This window comes from Aquirufa sp. A-Brett2-15D, from assembly GCF_054558735.1.
The window spans coordinates 1-16678 of sequence record NZ_JBSKFT010000004.1; the positions used below are offsets into that span (position 1 = coordinate 1).

Sequence of the window (16678 nt, forward strand, 5' to 3'; positions counted from 1 at the left end):
GAGGTCAAAACGTAGGATTAGGTATCCAGACTTTGTTTAGTAATAACAATGGATATTATAATAATGCGATTGGTTATCAAACGATGTATTCAAATACGAGTGGACAGATGAACGATGCGCATGGTTATCAAGCCTTGTATTCAGTGACCACGGGTAACTACAACGTTGGATTAGGAGGATATGCGGGTAATGCCATTACGACTGGCTCAAATAATACGTTAATTGGCTATGATGCGGACGTATCTAGTGCAGCTTTAACCAATGCGACAGCACTTGGCAATGGGGCAACGGTAAGTGCAAGCAACACTGTAAGAATTGGTAACACGGCAATTACGAGTATTGGGGGTCAGGTCGCCTGGACGGCAGCATCAGATGTTCGTATTAAAAAGAACATCAGCAATTCTACATATGGATTAGAGACTGTTTTGAAGTTAAGACCAGTTGAATATAATTTAATCAGCAATGATTTAAGACAAGTTGGTTTTATAGCACAAGAGGTGCAAAAATTAGTACCTGAAGTGGTAACTGGGAAAGAGGGTGATATAAGCAAAGGAGAAGTTCTTGGAATCACTTATTCGAATTTAGTCCCTGTATTAGCAAAAGCGGTTCAAGAATTAAATGCTCAGAAGAATGAAGAGATTGCTGCATTAAAAACTTCTGTTGCGAATATTACAACAGGCGAGAGTCTATCTGTAAAACACTTAAAAGGAAATTCTTCAACCCCGGCAATTGAAGCTGCTGCGGGTTCAGGAAGTAGTTCAGCTGTGAAAATAACAGGTACAGATATGAGTGGTGTTATTGAAGTAACAATTGGTGAAACACCTACGGCAAATGCTACATTAACTACAATTCAATACAGCACAGCTTATAGTAGCGCTCCTGTAGTGATCATCACCCCTGGAAATGCTGCGACAGCTAGCCTAATGGGCACATCTACCGTTTTTGTAGGTAACAATACAACTACTAATTTTACACTTAATACGAATGCAACACCACTAGCTACTAAAACAGCATACAAGTGGTATTACCAAGTAATTCAATAATTTTTAAATAAAATTTAAATCAAATGAAAAAAAGAATCCAACAAGTATTATTCGTCGCCGGGGCATTATTTTTATTGTCTTTTTCTGCTAAGAAATTTGTAACCATTAAATTTTCGGAGGAACAAATGAATTTCCATTGGCAGAATTTAAATAATATTAAAGCTGTAATTGATCAGAGCAATTTGCCCCATTCGCAGGCAAAAGCATTGATTTTCGCAATCGATAGCTTGCAAGCTGATATTAATAAAACGTATAAACTAGATAGCTTAGTTTCTCCTACTCCAGTTAATTCAAAAAAATAGTCTTATATATCTTAATGACCCGCATCCTTCTCTTCCTGCTTTTATTCTCCACCACGGCCATCGCCCAAAACTTTACCTTGGACGCAGTAAAGTCCTTCCCTTTTCCATCGAATTTAGTTCGATCGAAGAAAGGTGATAAGCTAGCTTGGGTGATTAATGAGAAAGGGGTTCGTAATGTGTATGTGGCGCAGGCTCCGGATTTCGAGGCAAGGAAATTGACCGATTATACCCTGGATGATGGGCAAGAGATTACCTCGGTTTCGATATCGGATAGTGGGAATTGGGTATTGTATGTTCGAGGCGGAGATCACAGTGCGGAGGTAGATGAGTTAAGACCTTTGAATCCATCAGGGGCAATATTGCCACAAAATGTCAAGGTATTTCAGGTGGCTTTTGCGGGTGGACCCGTGAGTCCTGTTTCGGAGGGTGATGAGCCGGCAATTTCTCCTACGAAGGATGCGGCGGCGGTTATTCGCGATGGCCAGCCTTGGCTTGCAGAATTAGATACGACGGGAAGCGATGGCTACATAGAGGAACCCACTCGACTTTTTAAAACGCGGGGCGTGGTTTCTAAATTACAATGGTCGCCAGATGGAGAGAAATTAGCTTTTGAAGTGAATCGTGATGAGCGGTCTTTTATCGGGGTTCTGACTTTAGGAAGTAATCAGATTAAATGGATTGATCCGTCTTTTGCTAAAGACGCTAATCCCACCTGGTCCCCTAGTGGAAAGCAGCTAGCATTTATTCGATCGAATGCCTTGGGAGGTTCGATTGATTCGTTGACGAGTAAGAAGAAAAGTTTTTGGAGTATTCGGGTGTTTGATGTGGCGGCGGATAGTGCGAAGACACTTTGGTCCGCTCCTAAAACAAGTAAAGGATCGCTGATCTATCCGGGAGGGGATGTGAAACTTTTTTGGCCTAAAGATCAAACCCTTAATTTCCTATCTTATCACGACGGCTGGCCTCATTTATATGCGATTAATACCACGGCGAGCGGAACGACTACCTCTACTACACCTACCCTGCTGACGCCAGGAAACTTTGCGGTGGAGCATGCGAGTTTAAGTGTGGATGGGAACTATTTCTTATTCGATGGCAATATGGGGGCTGAAGCGGTGGATAAAGATCACCGGCACCTGGGGAAAGTTTCCATCGATAAGGCGGACATGCAAGTTTTAACGAATGGAGCTGGCAACGAATGGGCGGCCACATCGCTAAACACGGAGGGTGAAATCGCCTACATTAGTTCTACTTTCCAAAAGGCCCCACAAGTCTTCTTACTTCCCAAAAATGGAACCAAGAAGTCTCTAACAGGCAATCTGATCTCATCCGTGTTTCCTGAAAACCTCATCATAGAACCTAAGCAAGTGACCATTAAATCATTAGATGGACTGACCATTTCTGGGCAACTCTACGATAACAGCAATGGATCTTCAAAAAAGCCGGCCATTGTCTACGTACATGGTGGACCTACGCAGCAACTGTTGCTAGGCTGGCACGATGTGAATTATTATTCGGATGTGTATGCCATGAATCAGTTTTTGGCAAATGCGGGATTCGTGGTTCTATCCATCAATTATCGCTCCGGAACGGGTTATGGACATGAATTCCAATTCCCTAAATTATCTGGAAACTTAGGGGCCTATGAATACCTAGATGTGAAAGCGGCAGGCGAATGGCTTAGTAAGCAATCCTTTGTGGATGCAAAGAAAATCGGTCTGTATGGCGAGGCTTATGGCGGGTATTTAACGGCGCTGGGATTAGCTCGGGATTCAAAACTTTTTGCAGCCGGCGTGGACATTCACGGGATGCACGACTGGACAAATGATCCGCGTTTAGACAAGCAGAACCGCGCTCCGGACGGCGAATGGGCAACAGATTTATCCTATTTGTCCTCCCCGGTTTCGGCCATTTCCACCTGGAAATCCCCCACCCTTTTCATTCACGCGGATGATGATCGAGACATTCCTTTTCACCAAAGCGTGGACATCATCAATCGCCTCTTAAAGCGCAAAGTTCCGGTAGAAACCAGGGTCATCGTAGACGACACCCACCACTGGTTAAAGTTCTCGAACAGTCTAGATGTAATGACAGCGACAGCTGATTTCTTTAAGAAGAAATTGATGAAGAAATAAGGCACAAAGTAGATTAGTGATAGTGAATGGTAAGTGGTGAATGGTAAATGAGTCCGGAGGGAAAGTCCCTGCCTCTACTCTATACTCTCTAATCTCTACTCTTTTGCCATTTTTCCCTATCTTTACTTAAACCTATTAACACCCCATGATTTCCATTTTTGCCCAAGCTGAAAAGCACCTGGAGAAGACAGCCATAATTTCGGATGGTGCCCAATACACATACAATCAGCTATTAGACGCTTCGAAGGCCTTTGCATTTGAACTTTTAGACGGTAAAAATGACCTAAATGAAGCTCGCGTCGCCTATATGGTGAACCCTGGTTTTGATTACGTTCGGGTGCAATGGGGAATTTGGCGGGCAGGTGGAGTCGCTGTTCCTTTATGTTTGACTTATCCATTACCGTCTTTGCGTTATACGATTGAGAATTCGGGCTCGAGCATTGTGGTCGTTTCCCCGGAATTCGAGGACCTTTTGAAGCCTTTATGCGAAGAGTTAAATCTTCATTTAATTACCCTCCGGACTTCGGACTCCTTTCCTCCGGACTCCTTTCCTCCGGACTCAGTTCTCCCCACTGTCTCTGACTCCCGCCGCGCTATGATGCTCTATACCTCTGGCACGACGAATTTGCCCAAAGGAGTGGTCTCCACCCACGCGAATTTGAATGCCCAAATTTCGACTTTGATCGATGCCTGGCGCTGGACTTCCGCGGATTATTCGATTTGCATTTTACCCCTTCACCACATTCACGGGGTGATTAATATTGTGTCTTGCTCGCTTTGGGCGGGGGCGACCTGCCAGTTTTTGCCTAGTTTTTCGGCGGAAGCGTTGTTCGATATTTTCAAAAAAGGTCAGTTGAACGTCTTTATGGCCGTTCCTACCATCTATTATAAGTTGATTACCTATTGGGAATCTTTGGCAGATATGGACCAAAAAGAGATGACCCGCATCCTATCCAAATTCAGACTCATGATTTCGGGCTCTGCTGCGCTTCCCGTTTCCGTGATGGAACGCTGGAAGACGATCAGTGAGCACAGTCTTTTGGAGCGTTATGGCATGACCGAAATCGGGATGGCCTTGAGTAATCCCTACGACGGACCGCGCGTTCCCGGGCATGTAGGTTATCCGCTTCCGGGCGTTCAAGTACGTTTAGCTGATGAGCAGGATAACGTCATTCCGGGTACGGAAATAGGGGAGATTCAGGTCAAAGGCGCTAATGTCTTCAGCGAATACTGGCAAAAACCGGAGTCCACGGCGGAGTCATTTACGCCAGATGGTTTCTTCAAAACGGGTGACATCGCGACAATGGACGAGCTGGGAGGTTATCGGATTTTGGGCCGAAACTCCGTCGACATTATTAAATCAGGAGGCTATAAAATTTCTGCTTTGGAAATTGAAGAAGTCCTCCGAACCTACCCAGGAATCGACGATTGCTGCGTCGTAGGCGTAGAAGATGACGAATGGGGCGAACTCGTAAGCGCCGCCATCGTATACAAAGAAGACTTAGATTCGAAAGCCTTAAACGCCTGGATGCGCGAGCAAATGCCCGCTTATAAAACACCACGAGCTTACCACCGTTTGGCAGAATTGCCTCGAAATGCAATGGGAAAAGTGACGAAAAAAGACGTGATCAACCTAATCAAAAACTAATATGCTTTTACGCGGAGTTGCCTTATTAGCCGCCTGTTTTGTATCAGGCCAAATCCTAGGGGAAACCCTCGGTCGTTTCTTGGGCATCCAAGCGAACGTAGGAGGCGTCGGCTTTGCGATGCTTTTCCTTATTTTATCTCAAAACGAACTCGAAAAACGCGGTCTCTTCCACCTCGAAATGGGTGAGGGCGTAAACTTTTGGTCCAAAATGTACATCCCCATCATCGTGGCCATGTCTTCCGTCCAAAACGTCCGCGTCGCCTTCTCTAACGGCATGCTAGCCCTTTTAGCCGGCATCATCCCCGTCATCGCTTGCCTCGCACTCATGCCCCTTTTATCTAAACTAGCGCCCAAAGACTAATGGAATACATCATCACTTTCCTCGACAAAAACGGCCTAGTCTTCGCCTTCCTGATAACAGGAATCATCATGTATTTTTCCGAGTGGATCTCCAAAACCCTCACTCGCAACAAAATCCCCGGCTCCGCCATCTCCATTTTTATGGGTTTGGTATTAGCCTATTTCGCCGGCCTTGAAACCCTAGGCAAAAAAGGAATCGCCGACATACCCGGATTCTCCGGTTTCGAAATTATGGGTGGCCCCATGTTCCGCGACTTCGCCATCGTTTCCACCGCCATGGGCGCTAGCTTCGCCATCATCAAAAAGACAGGTCCTGTCGGAATCTTATCTTTATTTTTAGGCGTAATTATTTCCTTTTTATCTGGGGTCATCATTGCCTATGCTTTGGGAATCACAGACGCCGAAAGCCTTACCACCATCGGTGCCGGCGCTTGTACTTTCGTAGTCGGCCCCGTAACCGGAACCGCATTAGGAGCGAGTTCAGATATCATCGCCATCAGCATCGCTGCAGGTGTAGTAAAATCGATTTTAGTCACTATTGGAACTCCTTTAATCGCACCCTACATTGGATTGAAGACACCGCAATCGGCGATGATTTTTGGCGGATTGATGGGAACCACCAGCGGAACTGCTGCTGGCCTAGCAGCCACAGATCCCAAACTCGTTCCTTATGGTGCCATGACCGCTACTTTCTATACGGGATTGGGTTGTTTGATGTGCCCGTCGGTTCTTTATTTCATCATGCGCGCAATCATTTAAAGTATAGAGCATAAAGCACAAAGAATAAAGATGGATTCCCCTTCGGGGAGTAAAGATGGTGAATGGTAAGTGGTGAATAGTAAATGAGTCCGGAAATTTAATTTTGCTATTTGAACTTTGTTCTTTGAACTTTGACAACATCTGTCAATACCTGAAAATCGACTTTAGTACCTCGAACTTATTTACACACAATAGTGCCTTAAAGAGCAGTAAACCCGCATGCCATAAAAAATGGGGCCATTTTAGCCCCATTTTTTATTCAAACTTTATTTTTTGTGCTTTATGCTCTATGCTTTTAATTTTTCGCAGAGCGAAAAATTAAAGATTCCTCTTCTTCAACTCACTAACCGCAAATTCAGCTGCACGAGCCGTCATCGCCATGTAAGTCAATGATGGATTCACACAAGAAGCGGATGCCATTACTGCACCATCCGTCATGAACACGTTTTTCACATCGTGAACTTGGTTGTGACTGTTAACGATCGAGTTCTTCACCGAAGTACCCATACGAGCCGTACCCATTTCGTGGATACCTAAACCGATGTGCGTGCCTTGCTTGTTGTAAGCACTGATGTTTTTGAAACCAGCTGCCTCTAACATAGTCGCTGCCTCGTTCATCATGTCCTCGCGCATTTGGATTTCGTTTTGGCCAAATTCTGCAGAGAATTCCAATACTGGTAAGCCCCACTTATCTTTTTGATTGCTTAAAACGAAGCGATTCTCCGGATTAGCTAGAATTTCTCCAAAACCTCCAAAACCAACCGTCCACTGACCTGGGTGTGTTAAGCTCTCTTTGAACTCAGCACCAAAGCCATCCGCTCCCACGCCACGGCCCCAACCTTCGCGGCTAGCGCCACCTTGGTAACCGAAACCACGTGAATAAGCACGCTTGTCTTTGCCCCAGTTTTGGAAACGAGGAATATATAAACCATTCGGACGATTTCCGAACATGTAATCTTTCTCAAAACCTTCCACCGTTGCACTTGCACCCGCACCTAAGTGGTGGTCCATGATGTTACGGCCTAATTGATCTGAATCATTTCCCATACCGTTTTGGTAACGAGCAGATTTAGAGTTCATTAAGATCGAAGTAGATTGGATAGCACCCGCGTTAACGAAGATGATTTTGGCAAAATATTCTTTCGACTCCATCGTGTTTTGATCGATCACACGAACACCTTTCGCCTTTTGCGTCGCCTCATCATAGATGATCTCCGCTGCGATCGCATTGTGAACCATCGTTAAACGACCTGTGCGCATCGCTGCTGGTAAAGTCGCCGAAAGTGACGAGAAGTAAGCGCCATATGGACAACCACGCATACATTTGTTACGGAAGTTACAAGAAGAACGCCCTAAATCGGTTTGCTGTTTACCAGGATTCGTTAAGTGCGCCACGCGACCTACGGTCACCGGGCGGCCTAATTTCTTGTTCACTGCATTTTTAAAGTGAACCTCAGGAGCAGTCATCTGCATCGCAGGCATGAATTCAGAATCTGGTAACACGTCTAAGCCTTCGGCTTGACCTGAGATACCTGCAAATTTCTCTACATACGAATACCATGGAGCTAAATCATCATATTTAATCGCCCAAGGAGTACCAATGCCTTCTTTTTCGTTCGCTAAGAAATCCTCGCGGTTCCAACGATACGTTTGGCGACCCCATAATAAAGATTTACCACCTGTGTGGTAAGCGCGGGTCCAATCGAATCCACCTCTTTTCTCCAAGTAGGGATTTTGTTTATCATTTTCGAATAAGTAGCGGTGCTCCTCGTTCGGAGTATATCCTGTGCGCATTCCTGCCCAGTATTCCTCTGCTGCCATATTCGTAGGGCGACCACGGTGATCAAATTCCCATGGATTTTTCATCGCCGTTTCGTAGCCTTCGATGTGCTTGATCTCGCGACCACGCTCTAAAACGGCTACTTTTAAGCCTTTTTCTGTTAATTCCTTTGCAGCCCAACCTCCGGAGATACCTGATCCGATGACGATTGCGTCAAATGTTTGGCCTTTTATTGCATCTATATTAAGATTCATTGTCTTCTAATTTTATCGGATTAATACATGAAAGATTTCTGAGTCGGCTTCATATCCGTGATCAACTCATACTTGCCAGGAGTTGGCTCGTAAATAAAGGACGCTTGAGCTCCTTTTTCGGAAGTGTAGTATCCTAACAAGGTTAGTTCTTTCATTAATCTCCAGAATGGAACGCCATTAGCACCTTCTAACGTGTCTTTGTCAATATTATCTCCCACTTTGATTTTCTTCTGAGAAAAGCTCTTCATTAAATCTTTCGTGTTAGCCTCCAATAGTTTTAGCATGGCTACCTGACCTGCTGCTGATTGTCCTAAGAAATCGGCTTTAACTAAATCATTAGTGCCCTTTAAGAAGCTGTATTGCTCTGGTTTCTTGTAACAATCTTGTAACATCAACTCGATGAAAGCAGGAACACCTGTATCGATAGCGCCAGGAGTAGACGTTCTGGGTAAAATATGTTCAGCAACGGCTGAAACGATTTTGCGTTGCACATCTGTTAAGCTGAAATCTGCGGCAACGATGGAGTTTTTGCCGTTTCTCACATCCATAGCCATTAGCGTAGGCGCTGTGAAAGCTCCTCCTAATAACAAGGCGATTTGAGAGATGGCATCTCTTCTTTTCATCATGGTGTTTGTTGTTAAATAGTTCTAGGTACTAGCCTAATATGAGGCGGAAAACAAAATTAATGACATTCTTCATTATTCAAGGGCAAAATGTAATTTTTTTGTTAAATTTCTATCATGAACAAACGTACTTTCCTAAAAGCCTGCACTCTTTTAGGGGCATCAGCACCCTGGTTTTCGTATGCCAAAACCCAAACAGCCCAATCCCTCGCTTCAGATGAAGAATTTTGGAAGGGAATTCGGGGTGGATACAAACTTAGACCAGACTATATCAACTTAGAAAGCGGTTATTATAATATCACTCCGGAGGCGACTTTGGAAAAATACTTCCAACATATCCGTACCGTCAATGCGCAAGGAGCCTATTACATGCGGACGGTACAATTCGATAATAAAAAACGGATTGCGGCTCGCGTCGCCAGATTAGTCGGTTGCCCAGAAGATACCCTAGTTTTAACGCGTAATACGACAGAATCTTTGGACACGATCATTAGCGGATTTCCGTGGAAGGCGGGGGATGAGGCCATCTTTGCCATCCAAGATTATGGCGCCATGCAAGACATGTTCCAGCAGGTGGCACGCCGTCAGGGCATTGTTTTGAAGATTATCTCCTTACCTACAAATCCAGCTTCAGATCAGGAAATTGTTGATTTGTATGCCAAAGCCATCACGGATAAAACGAAGTTGATTATGGTTTGCCATCTGGTCAACATCACCGGTCAAATCAACCCCATCCGCGAAATCTGCGACATGGCCCATGCCCGTGGTGTCGAAGTGATGGTCGATGGTGCACATGCGGTGGCACATATTCAATTCAAAATCTCTGATTTAAATTGCGATTATTATGGGGCGAGTTTGCATAAGTGGCTCGCGGTGCCTTTAGGCGTAGGAATTCTTCACGTCCGCAAAGATAAAATAGCTAAAATATGGCCGCTACTAGCGGATGAAGGAGTTCCTGTGACCGATTTGGCCCATTTAAATCACGTGGGAACGATTCCCGTTTATACGGATTTAGCTGTGGACGATGCGATTGATTTTTATGAAAAATTAGGACCAGCGCGTAAGGAAGCACGTTTACGCTTTTTGCAAAATTACTGGACGACTAAAGTTCGCCCTCTACCTCGTGTTCGTTTGCACCATCCAGCGGATCCTAGCAAATCGTGCGCGATTGCGAATGTGGGTATAGAAGGAATGAAGCCGGCTCTTTTAGCCGAGCGTCTGATGAAAGAATACAAAATTTTCACGGTGGCCATCGATGGAGGAAACATCCACGGATGTAGAATAACTCCTAATGTCTTCACGACATTAAAAGAACTCGATGTATTAGTGAAGGCAATTAGCGAATTAGCAAGCTAACCGGCGATTTGACCAAGATATCTTGATGTATGTCCTGCAGTGAACCGGTGGTGTCATTGAACGAAAATACCTGAACCCGGTCTTCCTCCTGACTAGCGACTAGAACAAATTTGCCGGAAGGATCAAAAGTAAAATTGCGGGGGATTTTGGCTACGTTTTGGTGAAATACGCGGGTTAATCGACCATCTGCTTCGACCTTAAAGACCACCACTTGATTGCTCGAAATGCGATTAGAGGCTATCAGCCATTTGCCGTTCGGTGAAAGATGAATATCAGCTGAACCTTTGACTTTAGCCGCCGAAGTATCTGCCGGGATGCTTTGGATTTTTTCTAATGCCGAGCCTTTCACGGCGAATACATCCACATCAGAACTTAATTCATTCAATAAATAAGCGCGGTCGCCTTTCGCATTGAAGCGAATATGGCGTGGTCCGTTGCCGGGTGTAATGGCTATTTCTGAACGACTTTCAGCGAGGCGACCATCCGCTAAAATGGCATGTGCATAGATCTTATCCGATCCTAGATCAGTCACAAATAAGGTGTTTTGATCGGGTGAAAGGGCGACCATGTGGGCGTGGGAGCTGTTTTGGCGGTCTTTATTTGTGCTGGATCCAGCATATTCGATGTATTGCGCTAAGGGTTTGAGTCTCCCGGAAACCGTTTGAAATACGCTCACACTACCACCGGAGTAATTTGCTGTATAAAGGGTCTTCGATTTCTCCCGATATAAGACGAAACAAGGATGATCGCCGCGACTTAATTCGGTATTGATCGGTACGTATTTCCCATCGCGCTTTTGGAAAGACGAAACGCTCGCCTTGCCGTCGCCTTCTTCGGAAACCGAGAATAATAAATCCCCAGAAATGGCCTGATAGGAAGCCGCTGGCACGTTTAGGTTATAGCTTTTCGTCGCCTTACCTGTTGTTGCATCCCAATTAAATACCTCGATGCCCGGGTTACCTTTGGACGTATACGAACCTATAATCAACTGCGGAAGTAGTAAAATCGTGCTCAAGGTCATATGGCTGGGGGGATTAATTTATAGACAACTGGAGTGACGATGCGGGATAGCAGGGTGGACGAAATTAGTCCGCCTATCATCACGATTGCGAGAGGGGAGATAAGCGGATTAATCGAAATGGCAATCGGAATAAGTCCGCCTATCGCCGTCAAAGTCGTTAAGATAATCGGTAAAAAACGAACTTCGCCAGCTTCCCGGATGGCTTGTTCCATCGGCATACCCTCGGCCCTCAATTGGTTGGTAAAATCAACCAACAAGATGGTATTTTTCACTTCGATTCCGGCTAGTGCAATTAATCCCACCGTCGCGACGAAGGAAAGCGGAATGCCTGTGATCCAAAGCGCTAGTAAGGCACCCACGATCCCTAATGGAATCACGGAAAGTACAATGAGCGTGCTTTTAAAGGTTCCGAATTCGAGAATAAGTACGGCGATGAAGAAGAAAATGGTCACTAAAATGATCGTCCCAAAACCGCTAAAACTCTCGTTCGCACTCTCCACTTCCCCACCCATCTCGAAATGATAACCTGCCGGCAAAGCAATTTTTTCTAAACTCTTTTCCGTCTCCGCAATCACCTCATTATTTAAAAAACCTTTCTCCACAAAGGAGCTCACCGAAACGGATCGGTTCTTGTTCAAGTGGCTGATGCTGACAGGGGAGGTTTGGAGTCTGGCTTCAGCGACCTGACTTAGCGGAATCGCCGTTCCTTGAACGTTGTTTACGTAAAGTTGATCGAATACTTCGAGGCTAGGGTGCTTTGGATGCGGTTTGGAAACCACAATCGCATATTCTTTTCCTTCTTTATCGGTCATTTTTCCCAAATCAAAACCTGCCACCACTAAGCGAATCATCCGATCGATGCTCACGGTCGGAATGCCTAGCATACTCGCCTTTTCCTTATTGATGTCGAATTTGATGTCAGATTTTAAGTTTTTCAGCGGATTTTTGACATAAATCGTCCCCTTCGTATCCTTCAGCATCGTTTCCACCCGGGCCGCAATCTGTCGAAGCGTATCGATGTTGTCCCCTAAAATTCGGACTTCGATAGGCGCCACCACCGGCGGCCCTTGCTCGAAATTTTTCACCTCGATAATCGCCGCTGGGTAATTCGTGTACTTCGTGCGCAGTTTTTCTATTAGATTAATCTTTTCCTCGACGCTTACATCTTCCTGCAATTGCACGAAAAGATTCGCGTAATCCGTCCGGTCGTTCAACGGAATGGCATTATAATAAATCCTCGGATTTCCCTTTCCCACGTTAGCAGACACATATTTAACTTCAGGTAGCTTGCGCAGATCGCTTTCGATGAGTTTGGAAACCGAATCCGTATAGGCCAAATTTGACTGCAAGGGACTGAAAATATTTACCATAAATTGCGGCTTTTCGGACGCGGGGAACAAACTGAATCCTACGATAGGGAAGAGCTGTAAGGAAGCGACAAATATGGCCAAAGCGATCAGCAAAGTCGTCTTCGGTCGAATGATAGCCCAATCCAACAGCCGGCTATAAGTTCCCGAAATCAATTTTTTCAGCAAACGCATAAATAGATTTCCCTCCGGATTGCCCTGGTGGGATTTCAAGATGCGGCTCGATAAAAACGGGACCACCGTTAGGGAAACTACTAAGGAAGCCACGATACAGAAAATAACGGCCATCGGAAGACTTCGGATGAATTCGCCGGAGGCTTCAGGTAAAAATACCAAAGGTAAAAAGGCAATAATCAAAGTCACCGTGCAGCCTAAAACGGCCATCCCGATCTGATTTGTGGCTTTCAAGGTGGCATCTAATCGACTGTGCCCATCCCGCATCCAGCGTTCAATGTTTTCCACCACTACAATACTATCATCGACTAAAAGCCCTAAAGCCACCACTAAACCCACGATACTCAATTGGTTCAGGCTATAGCCCATGAGATTTAATATGATAATACCGATCGCGAGGGAAAGCGGGATCGATATCATTACAATCGAAGCGGCACGTAATCCCAAAGGCAATAAGGTCAGCGCCACTAATAAAATAGCGATGATGAAGTCTTTCATCAAGCCACTTAATCTTGTGTTCACATTCTCCGCTTGGTCGAAATTAACCACTAGGTCGATGTTTTTAGGCAGCGTCTTCTTGAACTGGGCGATGACTGGCTGATAGGCCTCCTGCGTTTTTGCGATGTTTTCGCCGGATTTTTGGGCGGCGGAGATGAATAAGCAACGGTTTTGATTCAGTCGCGTGATGTGATTTTCTGGCGCATAATCGAAATAGACCTGTGCGATGTCCTTCAGAAACACATTTTTGCCTTGATAGGAGAACACGATGGTGTTTTTGATCTCATCGATGTTCTGGTAATTCCCCGAGGTGATGATATTATAGGATTTCGAGTTTTCGACGATACTGCCACCAGGGATATTCGCGATTTCACTTTGGATGGCTTGTAAAACACGGTCCGGAGACACTTGCATTTGTGCCATCTTTTCGATGTTTAAATCGATTTTCACCTGCGATTCTGGCAGTCCAGAAATGGTTACTTTCTTTAAAGAGGTGACCTTTTCTAAGTCTTCTTGCAGGCGTTCGGCGGTGGATTTTAATAGGTCTAAAGACGCATTATTCGATATCAGCGCCATCTGCAACACGTTCGTGCCGGAAGGCGTCGCTTTTTGGGCTTCTAACTTGATGACTTCTTTTGGCAAATCCCCTTTGATACTATTCAACTCGCGAACAATTTCGGAATACTTCTCATCTACCACCACGCCGTATTTATAGTAAACTGCAAATACCGCTAAACCATCGCTGATTGTCGTATTGATTTTACGGACATTTTCGAGTTCGTAAAGTCGCTTTTCGACCGGCTTCACCACCAGTTCCTCCATATCCTCCGGACTTGTTCCCGGATAAACTGCGATAATGGGAAATTGAGGGGCATTCATGTCCGGATCCTCCGCTCGAGGCATCGTCATAATCGTGACAACACCCACGACCACAACCATCAAAAACATGGTCAGCGTAAACTGGTAATTCTTTACCGCGTAGTTCGAAATTTTCATAATTAGCGGATGATTTTAATGGCTGAACCTGCGTCTAAATAGGCGTTTCCGCTCGTAATCAGTGATTGTGCGTCTTCTAAACCAGACGAGACAAACACTTTTCCGTGGTCAATACTCGAAATTTGGATCTTCACTTTTTCCGCCTTTTTCCCATCTTTCGTGATGAAAACATAACCTTCTGTGGCATTTCCATCGAGAATGGCGTCATACGGAATGATCCAGGATTTAATCTTTTCCCGTGGTGTAATTTTCGCTTTCCCAAAAAGCCCCGCCGCCAGCTTCGCTGTCGGCGCACCACTCATGCGCAAACTCACCCAAAGAGTCCCCGTCACCGGATCCACTCCCTCGGACTTCGCTAAGACTTTCGCTTGGAATGACTTCTCGGCCACCGCATCCAGCGTGATTTCCGCCGGATCCCCTGCACGCGTCGCCGCCCAATCGCGATCGCTCAAACCCACCTTTAAAACCCAATTACCTTTGTTCGCCCCATTCAATAATATGACAGGAGTTCCAGGACCCACGACCTGACCGTCGTTTGCTAATTTTTTCAACACAAAACCCGATTTCAGGGCTCTGATTTCTGCATAACTTTGGTTAAATGCACCTGCATTATAGGATTGCTGAGCGATCTCGAGACCCGTTTTAGCGTTTTGGTATTGCTCTAAAGTCGCGACGCTGTCCCGGTATAAATTCTTTGCACGCGCATGATCACGTTGCGCTTTTTCGAGCATGATCTGTGCTTGCTGCACCTGCGCTTTGATCTCAGTCAGATTCAGGCTTGCTAATAGCTGACCCGCTTTTACGGCGTCACCTTCTTTAACGAAGACGTGCTGAATCACGCCGCCGATTTTGAAACCTAAATAGGTCTCATCCTCCGTCGTAAACACACCCGATGCCTGAATAGGACGGGAGATGGATTCTTGTTGCAGGGAAATCACGGAAACTGGGATGACATCGTTGGTCACCACGGCCGCTTCTTTCTTCTTAGAAGAGCAGGCGGTAAATACCGCAAGAATTGAAATTAGGCAGATTTTTTTCATTATAAGGGATAGCTAGCAGCTTCGCGCTCGTAAGCGGCAGCGGCGATTAATACGTTGAATTGTTTTAATTGGTAGTTGATCATGGCGTTCATCCATTGATTTCTGGCGTCCACCGTTTCTAAATAGGTGCTCACTCCTTCCTTGTATCCTTTTTCGATCAAGCGAAGGTAAGCGGAGGCCGATTCGTAGGATTTAGTAGAAGCTTGAAAGCTTACTAATGAAGATTGCACGTTTTTCTGTGCGATTTCGGTGGCCATATTGAATTGCTTCGTACTTAGATCAAGGGAGTTTTTTGCGGAGGCAATATCGAGTTGCGTCTGCTTCACTTTGTATAGGTTACGTTTCCCGGAGAAAATGGGAATGTCCATCTGTAAGCCCAGGAAATAATAGCCACTTTTTGAGCTGATGTTATCTAGGGTAGACTGAGATCCTAGATTTACAAAACCATTTACTTTAGGCAAGTAAAAGGATTCGTTCATTTTCAACACCGTCTCTTGGATGTTAATCGATTTAGAAAGCAGGGATAATTCCTCGCGCGCTCCGGGTGCTACGGCGTAAACGGTCTTCAAAGCCGTTTCCACCTCGAAATCAATCCGAATTTCAGCACGCAACTCGCGATTCAATAAGAAATTGAAATAGTATTGCGCCGCCTGGCTTTGCTTCGTAGCATCGGCAATTTGCGCCTGTATGTTAGCGATTTCGCTGTCAGAACGCAGTAGATAGGCGGGTAAACCTTTGCCGTTTGCGAGCAATTTCTCGTTCACCTTTTTGCCCTCATTAGCTAAATTCAGCGCATTCTCATATACTTTCTGCAAACCCAAGCTAAGCAAATAGTTATAATAAGCTGTCTTAATTTGCTTTACTAACTCTCGTTTGTATAGAGTTACGTCTTCGCGTTGCAGGCTGAGCGTTTGCTCCTGAATTTGCTTGTTATAACTGATGTCCTTGTTAAATAGGGGCATCGTGGTTTGCACTTTCACATCGTAGAAATCACGCGGAAAGAAATTCGTTTCCACATTTGCGATCTGCGGGAAGGCGGTGCTTTTAGTTAAGGCATTCAGGGTTGAATACACCGGATTTAGCAAATCGCCCACGGGGAAAGCGATGCTACGACCGCCTTCACCACTTTGATAGCCACCCTGGAAGGCGACGCTGGGCTGGTAGAGGCTTTGCGCCGTTTTCAAGGCGATCATCGCCTTCTCCACTTGGATGGTTTTTTGTTGTAGCGTGATGTTTTGCTGGAAGGCGGTGTTTATATAGTCATCTAAGGTAGATTTTTGACCCCAAACAGGCAGCGCAAGTAGTAAAAATAAATATTTCAT

Annotated in this window: 13 protein-coding genes; 7 read left to right on the forward strand and 6 right to left on the reverse strand. The window is 45.3% G+C overall.

Annotated features, from left to right (window positions below; all coding sequences use genetic code 11):
• From ACST14_RS09980 to madM, 6 genes are all read left to right on the forward strand, one after another.
• On the forward strand, positions 1-1043 hold a 1043-nt coding region (locus tag ACST14_RS09980; protein ID WP_459463144.1), incomplete at its 5' end, for a tail fiber domain-containing protein.
• Positions 1044-1066: 23 nt separating this feature from the next.
• The gene (locus ACST14_RS09985; protein WP_459463146.1) at positions 1067-1345 is read left to right on the forward strand and encodes a hypothetical protein; all 279 of its coding nucleotides are present in this window, start codon (positions 1067-1069) and stop codon (positions 1343-1345) included.
• A 14-nt stretch (positions 1346-1359) separates the two neighbouring features.
• Complete coding sequence (locus ACST14_RS09990) at positions 1360-3480, forward strand: S9 family peptidase (protein WP_459463148.1); 2121 nt, start codon at positions 1360-1362, stop codon at positions 3478-3480.
• A gap of 145 nt (positions 3481-3625) precedes the next feature.
• A complete protein-coding gene (locus ACST14_RS09995) occupies positions 3626-5128 on the forward strand; it encodes an acyl-CoA synthetase (RefSeq protein WP_459463150.1) in 1503 nt (500 codons plus the stop codon).
• 1 nt (position 5129) lies between these two features.
• On the forward strand, positions 5130-5489 hold the full coding sequence (gene madL / locus ACST14_RS10000; RefSeq protein WP_459463152.1) for a malonate transporter subunit MadL: 360 nt from the start codon (positions 5130-5132) through the stop codon (positions 5487-5489).
• Positions 5489-6247, forward strand: a complete 759-nt coding sequence (madM, locus tag ACST14_RS10005; RefSeq protein ID WP_459463154.1) for a malonate transporter subunit MadM — start codon at positions 5489-5491, stop codon at positions 6245-6247. Before madL ends, madM begins: the two co-directional genes overlap by 1 nt.
• A gap of 318 nt (positions 6248-6565) precedes the next feature.
• Here the strand turns inward: madM and ACST14_RS10010 are convergent, their stop codons facing one another.
• Complete coding sequence (locus tag ACST14_RS10010) at positions 6566-8281, reverse strand: FAD-dependent oxidoreductase (protein WP_459463156.1); 1716 nt, start codon at positions 8279-8281, stop codon at positions 6566-6568.
• Between the two features lie 20 nt (positions 8282-8301).
• Positions 8302-8907, reverse strand: a complete 606-nt coding sequence (locus ACST14_RS10015; protein ID WP_459463158.1) for a gluconate 2-dehydrogenase subunit 3 family protein — start codon at positions 8905-8907, stop codon at positions 8302-8304.
• Between the two features lie 114 nt (positions 8908-9021).
• Here ACST14_RS10015 and ACST14_RS10020 point away from each other — a divergent pair, with 114 nt between their 5' ends.
• Positions 9022-10260: an aminotransferase class V-fold PLP-dependent enzyme gene (locus ACST14_RS10020; RefSeq protein WP_459463160.1), complete on the forward strand. Its 1239-nt coding sequence runs from the start codon at positions 9022-9024 to the stop codon at positions 10258-10260.
• Here ACST14_RS10020 and ACST14_RS10025 read toward each other — a convergent pair.
• From ACST14_RS10025 to ACST14_RS10040, 4 genes are read right to left on the reverse strand one after another with little or no spacing between them, the layout of a single operon-like run.
• Positions 10241-11281, reverse strand: coding sequence for a lactonase family protein (locus ACST14_RS10025; RefSeq protein ID WP_459463162.1), 1041 nt, complete (start codon positions 11279-11281; stop codon positions 10241-10243). The two genes, ACST14_RS10020 and ACST14_RS10025, sit on opposite strands and share 20 nt — an antisense overlap.
• Positions 11278-14316: an efflux RND transporter permease subunit gene (locus tag ACST14_RS10030; RefSeq protein ID WP_459463164.1), complete on the reverse strand. Its 3039-nt coding sequence runs from the start codon at positions 14314-14316 to the stop codon at positions 11278-11280. Before ACST14_RS10030 ends, ACST14_RS10025 begins: the two co-directional genes overlap by 4 nt.
• 2 nt (positions 14317-14318) lie before the next feature.
• Positions 14319-15356, reverse strand: a complete 1038-nt coding sequence (locus tag ACST14_RS10035) for an efflux RND transporter periplasmic adaptor subunit (protein ID WP_459463166.1) — start codon at positions 15354-15356, stop codon at positions 14319-14321.
• The gene (locus tag ACST14_RS10040) at positions 15356-16678 is read right to left on the reverse strand and encodes a TolC family protein (protein ID WP_459463168.1); all 1323 of its coding nucleotides are present in this window, start codon (positions 16676-16678) and stop codon (positions 15356-15358) included. Before ACST14_RS10040 ends, ACST14_RS10035 begins: the two co-directional genes overlap by 1 nt.